This is a genomic window from Pseudomonas sp. MT92 (assembly GCF_058792515.1).
In genome coordinates this window covers 100,795-122,513 of sequence record NZ_JBXAFA010000012.1, presented here as the reverse complement: position 1 = coordinate 122,513, position 21,719 = coordinate 100,795, and the positions used below count along the sequence as shown (strand labels likewise).

General features: G+C 61.0%; 19 protein-coding genes. 6 read left to right on the top strand and 13 right to left on the bottom strand.

What is annotated here, in order from left to right; genetic code table 11:
- Positions 1–21 precede the first annotated feature (21 nt).
- From AC1Q6D_RS22035 to AC1Q6D_RS22025, 3 genes are all read left to right on the top strand, one after another.
- Positions 22–804, top strand: a complete 783-nt coding sequence (locus AC1Q6D_RS22035; RefSeq protein ID WP_103403297.1) for an AraC family transcriptional regulator — start codon at positions 22–24, stop codon at positions 802–804.
- Positions 805–912: 108 nt separating this feature from the next.
- Positions 913–1,221 (top strand): PsiF family protein, encoded by a 309-nt coding sequence (locus AC1Q6D_RS22030; RefSeq protein ID WP_103403296.1) that lies wholly within the window; start codon positions 913–915, stop codon positions 1,219–1,221.
- Between the two features lie 191 nt (positions 1,222–1,412).
- Entirely contained in the window at positions 1,413–2,426 is a 1,014-nt protein-coding gene (locus AC1Q6D_RS22025) for an AI-2E family transporter (RefSeq protein WP_047536867.1), read from the top strand.
- Positions 2,427–2,549: 123 nt separating this feature from the next.
- Here the strand turns inward: AC1Q6D_RS22025 and AC1Q6D_RS22020 are convergent, their stop codons facing one another.
- Positions 2,550–3,815, bottom strand: a complete 1,266-nt coding sequence (locus AC1Q6D_RS22020) for an Hsp70 family protein (protein ID WP_103403295.1) — start codon at positions 3,813–3,815, stop codon at positions 2,550–2,552.
- 297 nt (positions 3,816–4,112) lie between these two features.
- Here AC1Q6D_RS22020 and AC1Q6D_RS22015 point away from each other — a divergent pair, with 297 nt between their 5' ends.
- Positions 4,113–5,057 (top strand): DnaJ C-terminal domain-containing protein, encoded by a 945-nt coding sequence (locus tag AC1Q6D_RS22015; protein ID WP_103403375.1) that lies wholly within the window; start codon positions 4,113–4,115, stop codon positions 5,055–5,057.
- 23 nt (positions 5,058–5,080) lie between these two features.
- The gene (locus tag AC1Q6D_RS22010; protein ID WP_103403294.1) at positions 5,081–5,386 is read left to right on the top strand and encodes a chaperone modulator CbpM; all 306 of its coding nucleotides are present in this window, start codon (positions 5,081–5,083) and stop codon (positions 5,384–5,386) included.
- Positions 5,387–5,455: 69 nt separating this feature from the next.
- Here the strand turns inward: AC1Q6D_RS22010 and AC1Q6D_RS22005 are convergent, their stop codons facing one another.
- Complete coding sequence (locus AC1Q6D_RS22005) at positions 5,456–6,583, bottom strand: sensor histidine kinase (RefSeq protein WP_103403293.1); 1,128 nt, start codon at positions 6,581–6,583, stop codon at positions 5,456–5,458.
- Positions 6,584–6,939: 356 nt separating this feature from the next.
- Here AC1Q6D_RS22005 and AC1Q6D_RS22000 point away from each other — a divergent pair, with 356 nt between their 5' ends.
- Positions 6,940–12,081 (top strand): dermonecrotic toxin domain-containing protein, encoded by a 5,142-nt coding sequence (locus AC1Q6D_RS22000; protein WP_259334669.1) that lies wholly within the window; start codon positions 6,940–6,942, stop codon positions 12,079–12,081.
- A gap of 121 nt (positions 12,082–12,202) precedes the next feature.
- Here the strand turns inward: AC1Q6D_RS22000 and AC1Q6D_RS21995 are convergent, their stop codons facing one another.
- From AC1Q6D_RS21995 to urtB, 11 genes are all read right to left on the bottom strand, one after another.
- Complete coding sequence (locus AC1Q6D_RS21995) at positions 12,203–12,562, bottom strand: DUF6124 family protein (protein ID WP_103403291.1); 360 nt, start codon at positions 12,560–12,562, stop codon at positions 12,203–12,205.
- A 304-nt stretch (positions 12,563–12,866) separates the two neighbouring features.
- Positions 12,867–14,567 (bottom strand): urease subunit alpha, encoded by a 1,701-nt coding sequence (gene ureC / locus AC1Q6D_RS21990; protein WP_090465358.1) that lies wholly within the window; start codon positions 14,565–14,567, stop codon positions 12,867–12,869.
- A 137-nt stretch (positions 14,568–14,704) separates the two neighbouring features.
- Positions 14,705–15,010 carry an urease subunit beta gene (locus AC1Q6D_RS21985; protein ID WP_103403290.1) on the bottom strand — a complete coding sequence of 102 codons (306 nt, stop codon included), beginning with the start codon at positions 15,008–15,010 and terminating at the stop codon, positions 14,705–14,707.
- Complete coding sequence (locus AC1Q6D_RS21980; RefSeq protein ID WP_047536889.1) at positions 15,010–15,543, bottom strand: GNAT family N-acetyltransferase; 534 nt, start codon at positions 15,541–15,543, stop codon at positions 15,010–15,012. Before AC1Q6D_RS21980 ends, AC1Q6D_RS21985 begins: the two co-directional genes overlap by 1 nt.
- A gap of 6 nt (positions 15,544–15,549) precedes the next feature.
- Entirely contained in the window at positions 15,550–16,083 is a 534-nt protein-coding gene (locus AC1Q6D_RS21975) for a GNAT family N-acetyltransferase (protein WP_103403289.1), read from the bottom strand.
- A gap of 9 nt (positions 16,084–16,092) precedes the next feature.
- Positions 16,093–16,395 carry an urease subunit gamma gene (gene ureA, locus AC1Q6D_RS21970; RefSeq protein ID WP_007937143.1) on the bottom strand — a complete coding sequence of 101 codons (303 nt, stop codon included), beginning with the start codon at positions 16,393–16,395 and terminating at the stop codon, positions 16,093–16,095.
- Between the two features lie 99 nt (positions 16,396–16,494).
- The gene (locus tag AC1Q6D_RS21965) at positions 16,495–17,331 is read right to left on the bottom strand and encodes an urease accessory protein UreD (protein ID WP_103403288.1); all 837 of its coding nucleotides are present in this window, start codon (positions 17,329–17,331) and stop codon (positions 16,495–16,497) included.
- Between the two features lie 43 nt (positions 17,332–17,374).
- Entirely contained in the window at positions 17,375–18,073 is a 699-nt protein-coding gene (gene urtE, locus AC1Q6D_RS21960) for an urea ABC transporter ATP-binding subunit UrtE (RefSeq protein WP_103403287.1), read from the bottom strand.
- 109 nt (positions 18,074–18,182) lie between these two features.
- Entirely contained in the window at positions 18,183–19,052 is an 870-nt protein-coding gene (urtD, locus tag AC1Q6D_RS21955; RefSeq protein WP_103403286.1) for an urea ABC transporter ATP-binding protein UrtD, read from the bottom strand.
- A 10-nt stretch (positions 19,053–19,062) separates the two neighbouring features.
- Positions 19,063–20,142, bottom strand: a complete 1,080-nt coding sequence (urtC, locus tag AC1Q6D_RS21950; RefSeq protein WP_103403285.1) for an urea ABC transporter permease subunit UrtC — start codon at positions 20,140–20,142, stop codon at positions 19,063–19,065.
- A complete protein-coding gene (gene urtB, locus AC1Q6D_RS21945) occupies positions 20,142–21,644 on the bottom strand; it encodes an urea ABC transporter permease subunit UrtB (RefSeq protein WP_103403284.1) in 1,503 nt (500 codons plus the stop codon). Before urtB ends, urtC begins: the two co-directional genes overlap by 1 nt.
- Positions 21,645–21,719: the final 75 nt, after the last annotated feature.

The window sequence follows — 21,719 nt, the reverse complement described above, 5'->3', positions numbered from 1 at the left end:
CCGCCCCTGATTCCGGACAGCATGAACCGAAAACACATCGACCTGCTGGATTTCAGCGAACTGCCTTCAGCGGTCTACTTCCGCTACGCCGACTTCGATACCCACGAATTCGCCGCGCCGCACCGCCACCCCTGGGGCACGCTGGAGTATGCGGCCCACGGGGTGCTGCACATGGACGTCGACGGCAGCCGTTTCATGTCGCCGCCGCAATACGCCATGTGGGTGCCGCCGCGAATCGAGCACAGTTTCTACAGTCATCAGCCAATCAATTACCGTGCCGTTTGCCTGGCGCCGACGGTTTGTGCCGATCTGCCACAGCAGGCATGCACGCTGGCCATCAGCGACATTCTCAAGGCAATCCTCAAGGACTTCGCGGCCCGGGACGTGAAGATCCCCGAGCGGGATGCGGACAAACGCCTGGCCCAGGTCCTGGTGGACCAGTTGCAACAGGCACCGGTGCATGAGTGCTACTTGCCCTACGCCAGCAGTCCCGGGCTGCTGGGCATACTCGAGGCGCTGCAAGCCGATCCCGGGGATAACCGGCCACTGGCGGATTGGGCCGGGTGCATTCATGTCAGTGAGCGCACCCTGGCGCGGCAGTTTATCCGCGAACTGGGCATGAGTTTCGGCGAGTGGCGCCAGCGTTTGCGCTTTCTGACGGCGATTGAGGCGCTGGACAGCCAGCGCAGCATTCAGGAAATCGCCTTTGACCTGGGCTATAGCACAGGCTCGGCATTTATCGCGATGTTCCAGCGCCAGGCCGGGTGCACGCCTGACTACTATCGGCGCAACAAGATGTTTTAACGAACGCATCGAGGTGGGGCGTTTATGTCTGGAGGAAGGTGTAACAAGGCTTGACTACACTCCTCGGGAAGGCTGCATCGCTCGATGCGGCGACAAGGAGAAAACTCCATGAAGATAGTGCGTGTCCCTTTGTTGATGATCGGTTTGCTGCTCTGTTCCCAGGGTTTCGCCGCCACTGACCAGCAGAACAAGATGACCACTTGCAATGCCGACGCTACCGCTAAAAGCCTCAAGGGCGACGAGCGCAAAGCCTTCATGAGCAATTGTCTGAAAGCCGCTCCAGCGGCCAACGATGCCGGCAAAGCCTTGACCCCTCAGCAAGAGAAGATGAAAACCTGCAACGCCGACGCCACCACCAAAGCCCTCAAGGGTGACGCGCGCAAGGCGTTCATGAGCGATTGCCTGAAGAAAAAATGAGTCATGGGCCGGGGCGCGGGCCTGCGGTGACTGTTCGGGCCCCATGGCGGGCTTGCCTGCGATGGGGCCGGTACGGCCGCAGAAAAATAGCCGAACGCCGCACCACCAAGGTCGTCCCACACAATCTCTAGTGCTGCCACCGGATCGCTGGCAGACTGCCCATCCTTTTACGCCGTTCGTTTTGAGGCTGTATGCCAACGTTTTCTCAGCGTCAAGTGTTGCTGGTCATCAGCTGGGTCATCATTTTCGGCGGGCTGCTGCTGGTGATTCCGTTGCGGTTGCTGCCCAGCCTGCTGGCCGGGTTGCTGGTGTTTGAACTGGTCAACATGCTCACCCCGCAGCTGCAGCGGCTGATCGAAGGGCGGCGCGCGCGCTGGCTGGCCGTGGCGTTGCTGGGGACATTAGTGGTCAGTGTGCTGACGCTGATCTTCGCCGGCGCCATCAGTTTTCTGCTGCACGAGGCGGAGAACCCCGGCGCTTCCCTCGATAAATTCATGCACGTGGTCGACCGCGCTCGCGGACAGCTGCCGCCGTTCATCGACGCTTACCTGCCGGCCAGCGCCGCCGAGTTTCGCGTGGCGATTGGCGAGTGGATGAGCAAGCACCTCAGCGACTTGCAACTGGTGGGCAAAGACGCGGCGCACATGTTTGTGACATTGCTGATCGGAATGGTGCTGGGTGCGATCATTGCCTTGCAGCGCGTTCCGGATCTGACCAAGCGCAAGCCATTGGCCGCGGCGCTGTTTGATCGCCTGCACCTTTTGGTCCAGGCATTTCGCAACATCGTGTTCGCGCAGATCAAGATTTCCCTGCTCAATACATTCTTTACCGGGATTTTTCTGGCGGTGATCCTGCCGCTGTTCGGCATCAAGCTGCCGCTGACCAAAACCCTGATCGTGCTGACCTTCCTGTTGGGACTGTTGCCGGTGATTGGCAACCTGATGTCAAACACCCTGATCACCATCGTCGGCCTGTCGCTGTCGATCTGGGTGGCCGTGGCGGCATTGGGTTATCTGATCTTTATCCACAAGCTCGAATACTTTCTCAATGCGCGCATTGTCGGCGGACAGATCAGTGCCAAATCCTGGGAGTTGCTCCTGGCGATGCTGGTGTTCGAGGCCGCGTTCGGCCTGCCTGGGGTGGTGGCAGGGCCGATTTATTACGCGTATCTGAAGAGCGAGTTGAAGCAGGTGGGGATGGTTTGACGGCAGCCAATAGCTGCGAGCTGTGAGCTGCAAGCTTCAAGCTGCAAGCTTCAAGTAAAAGCAGGACGGTGTTCGCTCTGGGTTCTTACTTGCAGCTTGCAGCTTGCAGCTTGCAGCTGCTCCTCAGCCATAGCGTTTTGCGGCCTCGATGGCCAGACCACTGCCGATGCTGCCAAAGATGTTCCCTTCCACGTGCCGCGCATTCGGCAGCATCGCCGAAACGCTGTTGCGCAGGGCCGGAATCCCGCTCGAACCACCGGTGAAGAACACGGTGTCCACCTGATCGACCCGCACATCGGCGTCCGCCAGCAATCGGGTCACGCTGTCGCGCACGCGCTCGAGCAGGTTCTCGATGGCTGACTCGAACAGTGCACGGCTCAATTCCACGCTCAGGCCGGGTTCGATGCGGTCCAGCGCGACGTGGCGGCTGTCGGCATGGGTCAGCTGGATCTTGGTTTCTTCCACTTCCATGGCCAGCCAGTGTCCGGCGCGCTGTTCGATCAGCTTGAACAGGCGATCGATGCCACCGGTGTCTTCGATGTCATACCGCATGCTGCCCAGCGCCAGGGTCGACTTTTGCGAGTACACCGAGTTGATGGTGTGCCAGGTCGCCAGGTTCATGTGGTGGCTGGTGGGCATGTAGGCGCCGCTTTTCATCCGGCTGCCGTAGCCGAACAGAGGCATCAGGCCCTGCAGGCTCAGTTGCTTGTCGAAGTCGGTCCCGCCGATGTGCACGCCACCGGTGGCCAGGATGTCGTCGTGACGGTTGTCGTGGTTGCGACGTTCCGGGGACAGGCGCACCAGGGAGAAGTCCGAAGTACCACCGCCGATGTCGACAATCAGCACCAACTCTTCTTTTTCGATGGTCGACTCGTAGTCGAATGCCGCGGCAATCGGTTCGTACTGGAAGGACACGTCTTTGAAACCGATGGCGCGGGCGACGTCCACCAGGGTGTTTTCCGCTTCCTGGTCGGCCATTTCATCGTCATCGACAAAGAACACCGGGCGACCCAGCACGACTTCTTCGAATTCCCGACCAGCGGCAGCCTCGGCACGCTTTTTCAGCTGCCCGATGAACAGTCCGAGCAGGTCCTTGAACGGCATCGCCGTGCCCAGCACGCTGGTGTCGTGCTTGATCAGCTTGGAACCCAGCAGGCTCTTGAGCGAGCGCATCAGGCGCCCCTCGTAGCCTTCCAGGTACTCGTGCAGCGCCAGCCGGCCGTACACCGGGCGGCGTTCTTCCATGTTGAAGAAGACCACCGAAGGCAGGGTGATCTTGTCGTCCTCCAGCGCGATCAGCGTTTCCATGCCAGGGCGAAGCCAGCCGACGGTGGAGTTGGACGTGCCAAAGTCGATGCCACAGGCACGAGCTGGAGATGCGTTTTTCATGTCTTTCAAGTTCCGGTTAAAAAACGGCCGCGCAGTGTATGTCAGTGCGGCACAGAATCGAAGGCCGACCATCCGCTAAATCTGCCGATCAACTGCTTGAAAGACGCGCGATCACCCCCAAACTACCCTGCATCAACCGGACAGCCGCAGGGCAATCGCAAGAAGTCCCGCCGGCTGCCGATAAACTTATGAAGCGCTGCCCGGTCACAAACTTGAGATCGGTCAAACTCTGTGCGGCAAATAAGGCGCATGCTGTGTCAGGTGGCGCGATTTCGATAACGGATGGTGATTCCCACGATGGACTTCAAAGACTATTACAAGATTCTCGGTGTGGAGCCGACCGCAGACGACAAGGCGATCAAGGCCGCCTATCGCAAGCTGGCGCGCAAATACCACCCCGACGTCAGCAAGGAAAAGGACGCCGAGGCCAAGTTCAAGGATGCCTCCGAGGCCTATGAAGCGTTGAAAAGCGCCGACAAACGCGCCGAATACGACGACTTGCGCCGCTATGGCCAGCATGGTCAACCGTTCCAGGGACCGCCAGGCTGGCAAAGCCGTGGCGGTTTCGGTGGCGGCGGTCAGGACACTGGCGATTTTTCGGACTTCTTCAGTTCGATCTTCGGTAACCGTGGCCCCGGCTTTGGCGGGGCAGAGTCGCGTCGCAGCAGCGGGCGCCGAGGACAGGACGTGGAAATGGAACTGGCGATTTTTCTGGAAGAAACCCTCTCGAACGAATCGAAGAAGGTCACCTTCCAGGTGCCGCAGTACAACGCCGCCGGCCAACACGTCAGCAATACCACTAAAAGTCTGAACGTGAAGATCCCCGCCGGCGTGACCGACGGCGAGCGCATTCGCCTCAAGGGCCAGGGCGCACCGGGTATCGGTGGCGGCGCCAATGGCGACCTGTACCTGACCATCCGTTTTGCGCCGCACCCGAAATTCGATGTCGAAGGCGAAAACCTGATCATCACGCTACCGCTGGCCCCCTGGGAATTGGCCCTGGGCACCGAAGTGGCCGTGCCGACCCTGACCGGCAAGATCAACCTCAAGGTGCCGGCCGGCAGCCAGAACGGCCAGCGCATGCGCGCCAAGGGCCATGGCCTGCAGAGCAAGGCCGGCGAGCGCGGTTACCTTTTCGTGCAACTGAAGGCCGTCATGCCGAAAAAATCGGACGATGAGATCAAGGCCCTGTGGCAGGAACTGGCGAAAAAAGCCGCGTTCGACCCGAGAGAAAATTTCTGATCCAAGACCCGGAGTAGCCCGTAATGAGCAGCCCTCTGATCGTTCAACTGGACCTGGCCGAATTCTGTGAGGCGACCGACCTGTCGGACGTCTACGTGATCGAAATCGTCGAACACGGCATCCTCGAACCCCAAGGGGGCACGCCGAAGGATTGGCGCTTCACCGATTACGAACTGACCCTGGCCAAGCGCGCCGCCAAGCTGCGGCGCGACCTGGAACTGGAATGGGAAGGCGTCGCCCTGGCGCTGGACCTGCTCGAAGAGGTGCAGCAACTGCGGACGGAGAACCGGATGTTGCGGCAGCGGCTGGGGCGGTTGGTGGTGGAGTAATCGGAACACCGAATCTGTGGCGAGGAGCTTGGGGCCCTCGCCACAAAAAGCCCGCCGGTCGCAACGGCTTCAAAGCTTTCTGGGCAATACCACCGTAAACCGCGTGCCGTCCTCTTCATTCGAGCTGACTTCAATCGTCCCCTGGTGAGCGTTGACCACCTCTTTGACGATAAACAACCCCAATCCCAGGCTGGTTGAAGGCTGACCCAGTTGTTCGTCGGCGCTGCGCACCAGTGGGTCGAAGATGGTGGCGATGGCGTCTTCGGAGATCGGCGATCCGTGGTTGTGCACCATTAGACGAATGGCGTCCGGCTCGCCCTTGAGGGTCACCGTCACGTCGCGCTTGTCCGAACCATGCTGCAAGGCGTTGCCGATCAGATTCTGCAACAACTGAGCGATGCGCCCCGGATCCCAGTTACCACGAACGTCGCCCAGTACTTCCAGGGTCGGATCAGACTCCGGATTGCCCGCACAGGCCTCGGCAATCGCCGCATGCGCCGCTTCGGCCATGTCCATGGGGGCGGGTTCGATCGGCAGGCTCCGGCCCAGGCGGCTGCGCACCAGTTCCAGCAAGTCGCTGACCATCACCGTCATATGGCGTGTGCCACGCTGGATGTGGGTCACGCAGGCCAGGGCATCGCCCTCGAGTGCGGTTTTGCGCAACAGCAGTTCAGTGGACATGCTCACCGCTTGCAGCGGCGCGCGCAGGTCGTGGCCGAGAATCGCCAGAAAGATGTCCCGCGAACGATTGACTTGCTCGGCATAGGCCGCCGTGGACTCGGCCAGGGCTTCGTCGATGGCTTCGTTGAAACGGATCATGTCCTGGAAGTAAGCCATGTCGGGGGACACGAGGCTGTCGACCCACAGGCGGATCACACAGGCGCGCAAATGGCGAAATTCGCTGGTCATCTGCACCAGATCGAAACCGACGTTGTGACGCAACTCGCCGTGGCTGGCGCCGGCCTGGTCCAGGCTCGGGGTTTTTTCCGGGCCTTCGCCCTTGGCCTTGGCCGCTTGTTCATCGGGCGTTTGAGGCTTGGTCATGTCCCGCGCGGCGGCCAGCAGGATCGCTTTCGCATGATCGCGTAACGCGGCACTGTCCATGAGCTCGGCGGCAGGGGTGATGGTTTCGGCGAACAGCTCCCATTCATCGACGATGCGATCGACATGTAACACGATGAATTCGGAAAGACGCATGGCAGGTACCTGAGCATGAAACATGGAAGATCGACTCGAATAGTAGCCCCTTTGGCGAGAAATACACGACCGCTCATTCAGTGGCATAACCGGCCGCTTTTGTGGCGGTACATACCTATTGAAGGCTCCTTGATTTTCGAAGCGTGCAGGCCATTTCAGCGCATTGGTCCAACAGTTATTTGGTCTTTTTTTTCGAGGGTGGATCAATAAGCTGGTGATTCCTATCCTGTCATCAAGGTGATTGAACAGTGTCTGATTTGCATGGAAGCAACGTGCGGGCAACCCCCGCGCAAAATAATGGGGTTTATTACCGTCGTGTACTCGCGGTAATACCTGAGGCGATCAAAAAGGCCTCGATGTCGAGACTGGAAAGCCTTGAAACGCTCAGGCCATTGCCCCCCGAGTGGTATAGCAGTGCACGGGAAACAGACCGCCAATACCTGAAGGAATTGATTGAAGAACAGGGGCGTCTGCAAGGCGTACTGGACAAGACCCTGGGCGATTTGCAGCACGACATCAATGCCTTCGCCGAGCCACTGCTGCGCACGGCAATGCAATCGAATTTCAAAAACGTCAAAGGCATCGACGGGCTCAGCGTACAACTTGAAGTGCCCAGCAAAATTGGCCTTGTCATTGATGCCGGGGCCAGTCGCGTTCGGCAGTCCTCGTTGCTGGAGGCGGCGCTGCACAATTTCGAGGAATCTGAAACCACCGAGGACGCCTGGCGCAGCAACTCCGGCATCTATCGCAAGGATGAGCGTGGCGCTCTTGCGCTTGAGCCCGCGATTTCCTTGTCCGGGTTTGCATCGATGTGCCGCAGCCTCGACCTTGGCGGACAGTACCAGCGGCACATCACATCCGTCCTGCTGCCCGCAACAGCCAAAGCCCGGAGCGCCTTGCAGGACCAATCCGTGGCCAGTGAAAAAGCCACGTTTCAGCTGGCGTCACTGGTCGCGCGATTGAAGGGCGATATCAGCGACCATGCCTACGGCAAGCTCAGGCAAATATGCGAGGGCCAGGCCAATACCACGCTGTACGATCGACCGTTGCAGTGCCACCGATTGTCGCTGATGGGCTTTCGGTTGACGGGCATCGTGCTGTTCAGCGCCGTGAGTGATCCGTCGCAGATCAAGCAGGCGATCGATGCCTTGACCCCTGAGTTGTTGAAGTTCTGGAGCGAATGGTCGCAGCGTATCCCGGTATTGCCCGGAACAGAGTACGAGCGGTTCAAACTGCTGCAGGCGTTTTTTGCCAATGGGCCCCAGGGTCTCAGCGATGAGCTTCTGCGCCGGGACGACGTCTACCATCAGAGTCGTTTGTCCGGCCACTTGATCGTCTATGTTCCGGATGATCCGGAGCATCCTCTCAAGGAATACTCGTCGCTGACCGAGTTCATGAAAACCCTGATCGGACAGCTGCGCGACGCTGAGTACCAGGCCTTTTTCAGCCGGTTCGTGGCGCAAAAGGACAAAGGGCTGTTTTTCCACCGGGTCAACGAGCGCCTCAAGACGTTTACCTGGCAGCAACGCGAGCCGCTGGACATGGGGCCGTGGTGGCGCGAAACGGCGGTGGAGAATCCCGATGCGGAACCCATTACCAATCAGATCACCGGCGATCTGTGGGCGACACTGTTCGTGCAGCGCCGCGACAAGGCCATCGCCGATGCCCGACGCATCGCGGTGCCGACCGACGACGAGGACGCCAACGCCCGCTTCAAGCGCCTGACCAGTTACCTGGACATCGGCTGGAACCTGTTCAATTTCGCCGCGATGCTGGTGCCCGGCGTGGGCGAAGCGATGCTCGGCATCATGATTGCGCAGATGCTCGCCGAGGTAGCCGAAGGTATCGAAGACTGGAGCAAAGGCGACAAGGAAGAGGCCTCTGCCTACTTCAATGGCGTGCTGATCAACTTTGCACAGCTGGCGCTGATGAGCGCCGGTCATGCATTGCCAAGCGGCCAGTTGACACCGCTCAAGGTCTCGCCCTTCGTCGAAGGGCTCAAGCCTGTGGAGGTCGCGGGCAAGCAGCGGTTGTGGAATCCGGATCTGACGCCCTATGAGCAATCGCTCACCGTGCCCAAGGAGGGCGTCGTCGGTGAAAAAGGCTTGTACCGGCATCAGGATCGGGACCTGCTGCGCATCGACGAAAAATGCTATGAAGTCAAACAGGACCCGGACACGGGCCAGCATCGCCTGCAACACCCAACCCGTGCAGACGCCTATCAACCCTTGCTGGAACACAACGGCGCGGGCCTGTGGAAGACGGAGCTGGATCAACCCCTGGAGTGGGATCGGCGTCAATTGCTCCAGCGTTTGGGCGCCTCGGTGGATGGATTCACGGATCAAACCCTGGAGCAGATCCTGACCGTCAGTGGCGTTCACGAAGATGCATTGCGCCGGCTGCACGTGGAACACGAAACCCCGCCCGCGCTGCTGACCGATACCCTCAAGCGCTTCAGGGCATACGCCGACGCCGAGGCCTGTGCGGAACAGATTCAGGCCAATCGAGTCGGCCAGGATTGGGGCGATTATGCCGTGCGCTTCATGACGGAACTGCCAGGCTGGCCCGAGGGCAAGGCCATCGAAGTGTTCGAGGGGCCGGGCCTGTCGGGGGCGGCGATCAAGGAGGGCTATGCCGACGCGTTGCCGGCCGACACCTTGCAAATGACCTGGCAGGATTTGTTGGCCGGTGGCTTGCCTGAGCGCGTGGTCGGGTTCTTGGATGAACAGGCCCTGCGCGAAATGCTGGGGCAGTGGTTTTTCGGGAATTCAAAGGCGCGTGTCAAGGCGTTGCGCGATCGTCTGGCCGATCAGGCACGAGGCAGTAAAAGGCGTTTGTTCGACAAGTTGTACGAGCGCCGGGAGGGTACGGACGATGCCCGATTGAATTTGCTCAAGGGCGACGAGTCCTCGCTGTCGACCAGCGTGGCGCAAGCGCTTCTGGATCACGCAGACCCTTCGGACCTGCGGCATCTGGCCGAGAAAAAACGCGTGCCCTTGAGGCTTTCCCAACAGGCCCGGGAAGCGGCGCACCAGCTCAGGGTGGCGCGAGCGTATGAGGGCCTGTACCTCGACGAATTGCACAACACCGACACCGAGCGACTGCAGCTGCACTCCCTGGCAGCCCTGCCTGGCTGGCCTGCGGACCTGCGTCTGGAGATTCGTGAATATTCATCTTCGGGCACGTTGCGCGACAGTCTTGGCCCGGAGGACGCGCCGATCCGCAAGGTGCTGATTCTGGGCGAGGATGGCCGATATGAAGCCCGGGATGCGCTCGATCAACATCTGCACGGCGCGGACACGCTTTATGCCGCCGTGCTGCACGCATTGCCCGACCAACAGCGCGTAGCCCTGGGTTATGAAATCCATGATGCAGCGGGACTTGAGCAAGCGATAAAGGCACGGCCGCTGGATCGATCCGTGTTCGAACCGGTCCTGCGGGACAACCCGGTCCTCAAGCCGTCCTACGACCCGAGCGTCATGCGCTTGCGCGGCGGAATGCCAGGTTATGCACAGGTCCCGCGCGGCATGGGATTGCGGCGCCGGGCTCGTTCGCTGTATCCGGGTTTCACTGCGCAAGAGGTTGAAACGCTGTTGACCGAGTTCACTCAGAACGGTGGTTCGGCCCATGAAAGGCTGACCGCGCTGGAGGCCGAGTTCGATCAATTGAACCGGACGATGCAAAACTGGATGACTTCACCGACGGCGTCCTTCCGTTTCACGCCGTCAGGGATTGCCGAATTGCGCGCCCGGGAGCGCTTCTACAAGGCGATCCGGCAATGCTGGCAGCGCAGCGGGCCCGAGGGCGTGCAAGTGGCAGGTGCGGCGCACACGCAATGGCTGCAGCTCGACGATTTTCCTCTGATCCGTCGGCTGCTTGAGACGCTGCCGAAACTGGAGGCCAACTTCGATCACGTCACCAGTCTGAGCGTGCGCAGCGGCGAGTTGCGCAACGAGCACCTGGGGTTTCTCCGCTCGTTTCGCCGGGTGCGTTATCTCAACCTGCAGGACAACCTGCTGACCGCCGTTCCAGAGGCGATCAACGAGATGAGTCATCTCACGGACCTTTCCTTCAATGAAAATCGCATCGAACTGGACGCACTGGCGGTGGATCGCCTGAAAAAGCTGGTTCAATTGCGTTCGCTCGGCTTGCGGGGCAACCCGTTGAAGCTCGCGCCGAACATCAGCCGGATGCCGCAATTGCAGGTCATTTTGCTCAACGAAACGGGCCTGGACAGCTGGCCCGTCGGACTGTTTTCCCAGTCGCGGCCGCGCAGTATTTACCTCGATCTGCGACACAACCCGATCACCCGGATCCCGGAGGTCGCACCGGGATCGTTTCGCGCCGAACTGCTGGCGCGCACCTTGATCAGCCGTGAACCCCGCTGGATTTCGCCGGATAACCTCGACACCCTCAAGTCCTACATTGAATCGGTGGGCATGGACCCGGAGCGACCGTACCCACCGCGCGGCACGCTGGACAGCTCTGACTGGTGGATGGGCATGACCGATCGGCAATGGCAGGAAAAACAGGAAATCTGGAACGAGGTCGAGGATGAGTTCGACTCGGTGCCTTTCTTCAATGAAATCCGCAAGCTCACTCAATCGGCCGACTTCACGGCGGGCGGCGCCTACAAGACGGACCTGACCGCCAAGGTCTGGCGCATGCTCGAGGCCATGGCCAAGGACAGCGAACTGCGGGTCAAGTTGTTCAACGAGGCCGCCACACCCACCGAGTGCGTGGATGGCGGCACCCAACTGTTCAACGCCATGGGCCTGCAAGTGCTGATTCACGAGGCCTACGCCCTGGGCAGCGCGGACCTGATCGAAACTCGGTTGCTGGAGCTGGCCCAGGGCAAATCCAGGCTCGATGAATTGGGCGCCATCGCTCGTCAACGGGTCGCGTCACGATTGGCGGCGGGGGAGCGGTTTCGGCGACTCGACGGGCAGGGCAATGTCACCGGGACCATCGATGAAGTGGAAGTGCACCTGGCGTACATGACGGACCTGGCGCAGCGCCTTGATTTGCCGTGGCAGGCCCGGGGCATGCAGTTCCGCAAGATTGCCGGGGTCAGCAAGGAAATGATCGACGCGGCGTTCCGGCGAATCGTGGCGCTGGAGGAAGGCGACTTGCTCACGGATCGAATCCTTGAACAGCCCTTGTGGAACACCTGGCTGGAGTCTTCCAGCGCTAAAGAACTGGACAGTTTGAAGCGACAGATCGACGCGACCACGGAGTTGCAAGATGCGTTGCTGCGTCGCTCCGAGGCCGTGGAACCGACGGCGAAGGTGGCTTTTGAGGTGGAGATCAAGGCGCTCTGTCGCGAGTTGAACCGCGACGAAAACGCCTTCAGCGAGGGGCAGGTCATGAGTGATGAGGACTACATCAAGGCGTTGACCGACATCGACCGGCAGATCCGGCAGACGCTGAAATCGATCACTCAACAAGCGATCGAACGAGCCCGGTTAACGCGCCTTGAGCTTCCACCCGCTCAATAACCGCGAACCAGAACGTTCATTTAAGAGGTAGAGCGAGCAATCAGTAACCTGTGGCGAGGGAGCAAGCGCCCTCGCCACAGGTGCGGTGTTCGTCTTGAACTGAACAGAGCCTTTTTGAGGTTCACGCCCGATTATCCAGCACCCGATTCACCGCCAGCTCACTGAGCATGATCACCTGCTGAAGCGCCAGCATGGCGTTGCGGTTCGCACCGTCCAGCATCCCGGCAAACTCACTCGCCATCACGCTCGCCGACGCCAACGACTCGCAGGCATGGGCCAATAACGTTTCGTTGTCGACGTCCGGTGCAACGACAAAAATGGTGCTGGGCGAGCGCGTCGCGGCCGTCGTCGGCATATTGGGTTTGAGGTAATAGTCCAGTGCGCGGTCGACGGCGGGGTGGAGCTTTTTTGAAGGGGGGCAGAGGTTCGCGTGAGTGCATTGAGCGTCTGATCCAGCGGGTGTGTCGGTGACGTTGGGCATGGTGAGTCTCCGTGGTAGGTCTGGAGATGCCACGCTACCCCTCTGACTTCCGACGGCCAACCCTAAAAAAGCGTCGGATGCTTCCTCGATTTTTCAAGGGTTTTCATCGTTTCTAAACGTTGCGTCTTTGTCCGCTAAACGCATTTCGACAGGGCTTGTTTAAGCGCTTTCAGGGTTTTGTCATCAGAGCTACAAAATCTTTGACCATTGCCTACAGCTAAGCCTGTTGACGCCTACGGCAGAAAAAGCAAACCCGATGGCGGGTGACCGCCATCGGGTTTTTCTTTGGACGAGCGGCTCGCACTCAGAACAGGAAATACCGCTGCGCCATCGGCAACACATCCGCCGGCTCACACCACAACAACACGCCGTCGGCCTTGACCTGATAGGTCTGCGGGTCGACGTCGATGTTCGGCAGGTAGTCGTTATGGATCAGGTCGGTTTTCTGCACCTGGCGACAGCCTTTGACCACGGCGATTTTTTTCTTCAGGCCCAGGGCTTCGGGCAGGCCGGCCTCCTGTGCGGCCTGGCTGATGAAGGTCATGCTGGTAGCATGCAGCGAGCCGCCAAAGCTGGCGAACATCGGGCGGTAATGCACCGGTTGCGGCGTCGGAATCGAAGCGTTGGCGTCGCCCATCAGGCTGGCGGCGATGGCGCCACCCTTGAGGATCAGCGTCGGTTTGACCCCGAAGAACGCCGGGCGCCAGAGCACCAGGTCGGCCCATTTCCCGACTTCCACCGAGCCCACTTCATGGCTGATGCCGTGGGTGATCGCCGGGTTGATGGTGTATTTGGCGATGTAGCGTTTGGCGCGGAAGTTGTCGTTGCCTTCACCGTCGCCGGGCAGCGGGCCGCGCTGCTTTTTCATCTTGTCGGCGGTTTGCCAGGTGCGGGTGATGACCTCGCCCACGCGGCCCATGGCCTGGCTGTCGGAGCTGATCATCGAGAACGCGCCGAGGTCGTGGAGGATGTCTTCGGCGGCAATCGTCTCGCGGCGGATGCGGCTTTCAGCGAAGGCCACGTCTTCGGCAATGCTCGGGTCCAGGTGATGGCAGACCATCAGCATGTCCAGGTGTTCGTCGATGGTATTGCGGGTGAACGGTCGGGTCGGGTTGGTGGAACTCGGCAGTACGTTGGCGAAACCACAGGCCTTGATGATGTCCGGGGCATGACCACCGCCCGCGCCTTCGGTGTGGTAGGTGTGAATGGTGCGACCCTTGAAGGCGGCGAGGGTGGTTTCGACGAAGCCGGATTCGTTGAGGGTGTCGGTGTGGATCGCCACCTGCACGTCGTACTGGTCGGCGACACTCAGGCAGTTGTCGATGCTCGCGGGCGTGGTGCCCCAATCCTCGTGCAGCTTCAGGCCGATGGCGCCGGCCTTGACCTGCTCGATCAGCGGCCCCGGCAGGCTGGCGTTGCCTTTGCCGGTCAGGCCGATGTTCATCGGGAAGGCATCGGCGGCTTGAAGCATCCGCGCCAGATGCCATGGGCCGGAAGTGCAAGTGGTGGCATTGGTGCCGGTGGCCGGGCCGGTGCCGCCGCCGATCATGGTGGTGACGCCGCTCATCAGCGCTTCTTCGATCTGTTGCGGGCAGATGAAGTGGATGTGGGTATCGATGCCGCCGGCGGTGAGGATCATGCCTTCGCCGGCGATGACTTCGGTGCCGGCGCCAATGGCAATGGTGACATCGGGCTGGACATCCGGGTTGCCGGCCTTGCCGATCGCGGCGATGCGCCCGTCCTTGAGGCCGACGTCAGCCTTGACGATGCCCCAGTGATCGATGATCAGCGCGTTGGTGATCAGGGTGTCGACCACGTCGGCGGCGAGCAACTGGCTCTGGCCCTGGCCATCGCGGATCACTTTGCCGCCGCCGAATTTCACTTCTTCGCCGTAGGTGGTGAAGTCTTTTTCCACTTCGATCCACAGGTCGGTGTCGGCCAGACGCACCTTGTCGCCGACGGTAGGGCCGAACATGTCGGCGTAGGCCTGACGGGAGATTTTCATTCGTTTGCCTTGAGATTCAATTGAATTTGAAATCGTTCGCTGCGCTCAGTTTCGTGAGCAGGCTCGCACACAGTTGATCGCATTCTCCTGTGGGCGCGAGCCTGCTCGCGAAGGGGCCGGAACAGACACTGCCTTAATCAGAGACTCCCCATGATCCTGCCGGCAAACCCGAACACCCGCCGATGCCCGGCCAGGTCGACCAGCTCGACCTCGCGGCTCTGCCCCGGCTCGAAGCGCACGGCTGTGCCGGCGGGAATGTTCAGGCGCATGCCTCGGCTGGCGGCACGGTCGAAGGTCAGGGCGTCGTTGGTTTCGAAGAAGTGGTAGTGCGAGCCGACCTGGATCGGCCGGTCGCCGCTGTTGGCCACTTTCAAACTGAGGGTGCGGCGGCCAACGTTGAGTTCGATGTCGCCGGGCTGGATCTGGTATTCACCGGGAATCATCAATGGGCTCCTTGGAGAATCTTGTAGTAGAGGGCGGTCGGCTTGTAGCGTCCGCTCGGGTCGCAGGCGTAGTCGGGGATTTCGCCGGCACGGGTGTAACCCAGGGCCTTGTAGAAATCTTCCGCCACAGAGCCCGCTTCGGTGTCGAGGTAGAGCATGCCGCGCTTGTGCTGCAGGGCCGCTTGCTCAAGAGCATTCATCAACTGTTGGCCCAACCCTCGACGCCGCGCGTGTTCGCGCACCAGCAGCTTTTGCACTTCGGCACGGTTCAGGCCGTTGGCTTTCTGGCACAGGGTCAGTTGCACGCTGGCCTGCACTTGTTCGTCCTTGACCACCACCCACAGCAGCACATGGCCCTTGTTCAGGTTTTCCTGGACTTCATCGAAATACGCGCGGGCCTGAGTCGCATCCAGGTCGGCCATGAAACCGACGCTGGCGCCATAGCCCACGGCGTCGAGCAGCAGGTCAATCAAACCCTGACGATAGTGCGCAAAGCTTTCAACATTGACGCGTCGCAGTTGGGCGGGGTTCATCGGGTATCACTCCTTGTTGGCGCTCGGTGGTTGGGCGCCAGGATTGAGGGTCAATTGCATAAAGGTCAGGTCCAGCCAGCGCCCGAACTTGGTGCCCACCTGAGGCATTTGCCCGGTGGTCACGAAGCCGATGCGCTCATGCAGGCGAATGGACGCGGTGTTGCCGCTTTCGATGGCGGCGACCATCACGTGTTTTCCGCAACCCTTGGCGCGTTCGATCAGTACCTCCATCAACCGAGCACCGAGGCCATTGCCACGCTGGTCGCTGCGTACGTAAACCGAGTGTTCGACGGTGTGACGGAAGCCATCAAAAGGCCGCCAGTCGCCGAATGAAGCGTAGCCCAGCACCTGGTTTTCGGCGTCGACGATCACCAGGATCGGGTACCCCTGGGATTGCCGGGCGCTGAACCAGGCCTGGCGATTGCCCAGGTCCACGGCCTGTTCGTTCCAGATGGCCGTGGTGTTGAGCACGGCGTCGTTGTAGATGTCGCGGATGGCCGGCAGGTCGGCATGTACCGCATCGCGGATGTGGTAAGTCATGGCGTGGCCTCAGGCGATCGGTTGGTGGACGGTGACCAGTTTGGTGCCGTCGGGAAAAGTCGCTTCGACCTGGATCTCCGGGATCATTTCCGGGATGCCTTCCATCACTTGTTCGCGGCTGAGCAGGGTGGTGCCGTAGTGCATCAACTCGGCCACGGTCTGGCCATCGCGGGCACCTTCGAGCAGCGCCGCGGAGATGTAGGCCATGGCCTCCGGGTAATTGAGTTTTACGCCGCGCGCCAAACGCCGCTCGGCCACCAGGCCTGCGGTGAAGATCAGCAGCTTGTCTTTTTCGCGTGGGGTCAGGTCCATTGGTGCAATCCATCAGGGCAGATTAAAAAGGTATTCGGGTACATAAACACGACCCCTGTGGGAGCTGGCTTGCCAGCCAGTTCCCACAGGGGTCGGTGTTCAGGTGTTCCATATTCGGGGTGGGACCGCTTCACGGCCGAGCAGCACAGGCCTGAGCATTCGCCATAAATCAATCAGCCAGCCACGGGCCAGCAGTGCCTCGCTGGCCAGGCACCGGGCGATCAACAGCCCCGGCAATTGCGTCAGATCCCCGCGTACGGCATGGGGCAACGAGCGACAGCGTTCCAGCAACTCGCTATCGATTTCCCCGGTCACCAACAGGGTGGCGAACACCGGTTGCCCGTCCAGGCCAATCGGTGAGTCGAGCAAACCGTCAGCCCCGACAATGCGCTGGCGTTCGTGCCAGAGCAACTGGCCATCGCGGCGGATATCCAGTTGCGCCTGAAAGTGTCCGAGGTCGAAACGCTCGCCACTGGCCGGGCGACCCAGGGCGACGACATCCCAGTAGAACAACCGCGCATCGCCTTCAAGGTCGATGGCGGTGCTGAGTTCAGCCTGTGCCGCGCTGAAGATGATCGTTTCCTGTGGCAACCACTCCAGTGTCGCACCGGCCGCGATCTGCAATTTCAATTGCTGATAAGCGGGGCCGGCGGCGCGATACCACTTGGCCGCGCCGGGGCTGGTGATCTGTGCCCAGGCATCGCGGCCGACGCTGGCCGAGATGTTCAGGCGATCACCGCCGGCGATTCCGCCCGGCGGGTGGACGATGATGTGCTGGCAGACCTGCGGCCCTTCGGCGTACAGGTGCTTCTGCACCCGCAACGGGCCCAGGTGGCGGCGCTGCACCGGACGTGTGCTGTCACCGAAACGGGCGTAAGCCAGTTCGAGTTCGGCATGCCAACTGGGCGTGAACAACGGCGAGGCGGGTAGATTCATGATGTCTAATTATCGTTAGGATGCTACGGATCAGATCGCAACTTTAGATGGTAACCAGGCCGCGCACACCCTCGGCTTCCATATTTTCACCGCGACCCTGTTGCACGATCTCGCCCCGTGACATCACCAGGTATTGATCGGCCAGTTCGGCGGCGAAGTCGTAGAACTGTTCCACCAGCAAAATCGCCATGTCACCGCGGGCTGCGAGTTTTTTGATCACGGCGCCGATCTCCTTGATCACCGATGGCTGGATGCCTTCGGTGGGCTCGTCGAGAATCAAAAGGCGCGGGCGGCTGGCCAGGGCGCGGCCGATGGCGAGCTGCTGTTGTTGGCCACCGGACAGGTCGCCGCCGCGTCGGTGCTTCATTTGCAGCAGCACCGGGAACAGCTCGTAGATGAACGCCGGGACTGCTTTGGCTTCGGAGCCGGGAAAGCGCGACAGGCCCATCAGCAGGTTTTCTTCCACGGTCAGGCGTCCGAAAATTTCCCGACCCTGGGGCACGTAAGCGATGCCGGCATGCACCCGTTGATGCGGCTTGTACGTGGTGATCGGCTTGCCTTCCCAATTCACCGCGCCCTCTTTGGCCGGCAGCAAGCCCATCAGGCATTTGAGCAGGGTGGTCTTGCCCACGCCGTTGCGCCCGAGCAGGCAGGTGACCTCGCCGACCTTCACGTCAAACGTCAGGCCGCGCAGGATGTGGCTTCCGCCGTAGTACTGGTGCAGTTTGTCGACTTGCAGCATAGGGCCCTCCGGGCAGTTGTCAGCGGCAAGCTACAAGCCGCAAGAAAAAGCCGGACGGCTTTTCGCTCGTAACTTGCCGCTTGTCGCTGAAAGCTTGTAGCTGGCCGATTCACCGACCCAAATAAACCTCAATGACTCGTTCATCGGCCTGCACCTGCTCCAGTGATCCTTCGGCCAACACGCTGCCCTGGTGCAACACGGTGACGTGGTCGGCAATCGAGCCGACGAAGCCCATGTCGTGTTCCACCACCATCAGCGAATGCTTGCCGGCCAGGCGCTTGAACAGCTCGGCGGTGAATTCTGTTTCGGCGTCGGTCATGCCGGCCACCGGCTCGTCGAGCAGCAGCAGTTGTGGGTCCTGCATCAGCAACATGCCGATTTCCAGGAACTGCTTCTGGCCGTGAGAGAGCAAACCGGCAGGGCGATTGACCGAAGGGGTCAGGCGGATGGTGTCGAGCACTTCGGCGATGCGATCCTTCTGCTCGCCATTGAGCCGCGCCCGCAGGCTGGCCCATACCGACTTGTCGGTTTTCTGCGCCAGTTCCAGGTTCTCGAACACGCTCAGTGCCTCGAACACCGTGGGCTTCTGGAACTTGCGACCGATGCCGGCCTGGGCGATCTGCACTTCGCTCATCTGCGTCAGGTCCAGGGTTTCGCCGAACCAGGCCTTGCCATGACTGGGGCGGGTCTTTCCGGTGATCACGTCCATCAGCGTGGTCTTGCCCGCGCCGTTGGGGCCGATGATGCAGCGCAACTCGCCGACGCCGATGTACAGGTTCAGGTTGTTCAACGCGCGGAAGCCGTCGAAGCTGACGCTGATGTCTTCCAGGGTCAGGATGGTGCCGTGCCGTGTATTGAGGCCTTTGCCGGCGCGCTGACCGAGGCCGATCGAATCGCGGCTGGTGCCGGCGTCCTTGTTGGGCTCCACGGGGAAAAACGCCGGTTCGAGCATGAATTCAGCCGTCGCAGTGGTTCTCATTTTACAATCCTCATTGTTCGCCGTTCTTCTTCAGCAAACCGATCACGCCCTTGGGCAGGTACAGGGTCACGACGATGAACAGCGCGCCGAGGAAGAACAACCAGTACTCAGGGAACGCCACGGTGAACCAGCTCTTCATGCCGTTGACCACACCGGCGCCGAGCAGCGGGCCGATCAGCGTGCCGCGACCGCCCAGTGCTACCCAGACTGCCGCTTCGATGGAGTTGGTTGGCGACATTTCACTGGGGTTGATGATGCCCACTTGCGGCACGTACAGCGCACCGGCCAGGCCGCACAACACTGCGCTGAGCACCCACACGAACAGCTTGAAGCCGCGCGGGTCGTAGCCGCAGAACATCAGGCGGTTTTCCGCATCGCGCAGTGCGGTCAGTACTCGGCCGAACTTGCTCTGCGCCAGGCACCAGCCAATGAACAGGCTCGCCACCAGCAACAGCACCGTGGCGAAAAACAGCACGGCGCGGGTGCCCGGTTCGGTGATGCCGAAGCCGAGGATCGTGCGGAAGTTGGTGAAGCCGTTGTTGCCGCCAAACCCGGTTTCGTTGCGGAAGAACAACAGCATGCCGGCGAAGGTCAGGGCCTGGGTCATGATCGAGAAGTACACGCCCTTGATCCGCGAACGGAAGGCGAAGAAACCGAACACCAGTGCCAGCAAACCCGGCGCCAGGACGACCAGACACAGGGTCCAGAGAAAGCTGCTGGTGCCGGTCCAGAACCAGGGCAGTTCGGTCCACGACAGGAAGGTCATGAACGCCGGCAGGCCATCGCCCGAAGCCTGGCGCATCAGGTACATGCCCATCGCATAGCCGCCCAGGGCGAAGAACAAGCCATGGCCGAGCGACAGCAATCCGGCATAGCCCCAGACCAGATCCAGCGCCAGGGCGACGATGGCGTAGCACAGGATCTTGCCCACCAGCGTCAGCGTGTAGGCCGAAACGTGAAAGGCGCTGTCCGCCGATAACAGCGACAGCAACGGCAACGCCAGCAGCAGGATCAGGATGACCGCACCCACGACAATCGTGACTTTGGGGCCGGCTTTTTGTGTGGCGGTAACGAGCAGGGGCTGGTTCATCAGTCGATCACCCGTCCTTTGAGTGCGAAGAGGCCTTGCGGACGTTTCTGGATGAACAGAATGATCAGCGCGAGGATGAGGATCTTGCCGAGCACGGCACCGATTTGCGGTTCGAGAATCTTGTTGGCAATCCCCAAGCCAAACGCCGCCAGCACGCTACCGGCCAATTGCCCGACGCCGCCAAGCACCACCACCAGGAACGAATCGATGATGTAGCTCTGGCCCAGGTCCGGGCCGACGTTGCCGATCTGGCTCAGGGCCACGCCACCGAGGCCGGCGATGCCAGAGCCGAGGCCGAAGGCGAGCATGTCCACGCGTCCGGTGGGCACGCCGCAGCAGGCGGCCATGTTGCGGTTCTGGGTGACCGCACGCACGTTCAGGCCAAGACGGGTCTTGTTCAGCAGCAGCCAGGTCAGCACCACCACAAACAGCGCGAAGGCAATGATGACGATGCGGTTGTACGGCAGCACCAGATTGGGCAGCACTTGAATCCCGCCCGACAGCCAGGCCGGATTGGCCACTTCGACGTTTTGTGCGCCGAACACCAATCGAACAAGCTGAATCAGCATCAGGCTGATGCCCCAGGTGGCGAGCAGGGTTTCCAGCGGGCGGCCATACAGGTGACGAATCACCGTGCGCTCCAGGGCCATGCCGATGGCCGCCGTGACGAAAAATGCCACCGGCAAGGCGATCAGCGGATAGAACTCGATGGCCTGCGGGGCAAAGCGCTGGAACATCAACTGCACCACGTAGGTCGAGTAGGCGCCGAGCATCAGCATCTCGCCGTGGGCCATGTTGATCACGCCGAGCAGGCCGAAGGTGATCGCGAGGCCAAGCGCCGCCAACAACAGGATCGAGCCCAGTGACATGCCGCTGAAGGCCTGGCCGAGTAACTCGCCGACCAGCAGTTTGCGTTTGACTTGAGCCAGGCTGGTTTCGGCGGCGGTGCGCACGCCGGCATCGGTTTCGACGCCCGGTTCCAGCAGACTTTCGAGGCGGGTGCGGGCCAGCGGATCGCCGGTTTCGCCCAACAGTCGCACTGCGGCGAGGCGCACGGCCGGGGCGCTGTCGACCAGTTGCAGATTGGCCAGGACCAGGCTGAGGGCGGCGTGAACGGTTTCGTCCTTTTCGCCAGCCAGTTGCTGATCGAGGAATTTCAACTGCGCGGGTTTGGCACTTTTCTGCAATTGCTGCGCGGCACCGAGACGGATTTTGGCGTCGGCGGCGAGCAGTTGATGGCTGGCCAGCGCGGTGTCGATCAGACCCCGCAGGCGGTTGTTCAGGCGCAGGGTTTTCGGCTGGCCGTCGATGCTCAACTCACCTTGTTGCAGGGCGTTGATCAGTTCGATGCGCGCCGGATCGGGCTGCGCGGCCCAGGCTTCCAGCAATTTGGCTTGCTGCACGGGATTGGCGGCGACGAAGTCTTCGGCGTCGCCGGCGTAGGTAACCATTGGCAGCAAGAGTGCGATGGTCAGAACAAGTCGGTAAAGGGCAGTGGGCATAGAGAGTCGCCTTGACGCGGACATTGTGGGAGCGAGCCTGCTCGCGATAGCGGTGGGTCAGTCACAGAGATCTTG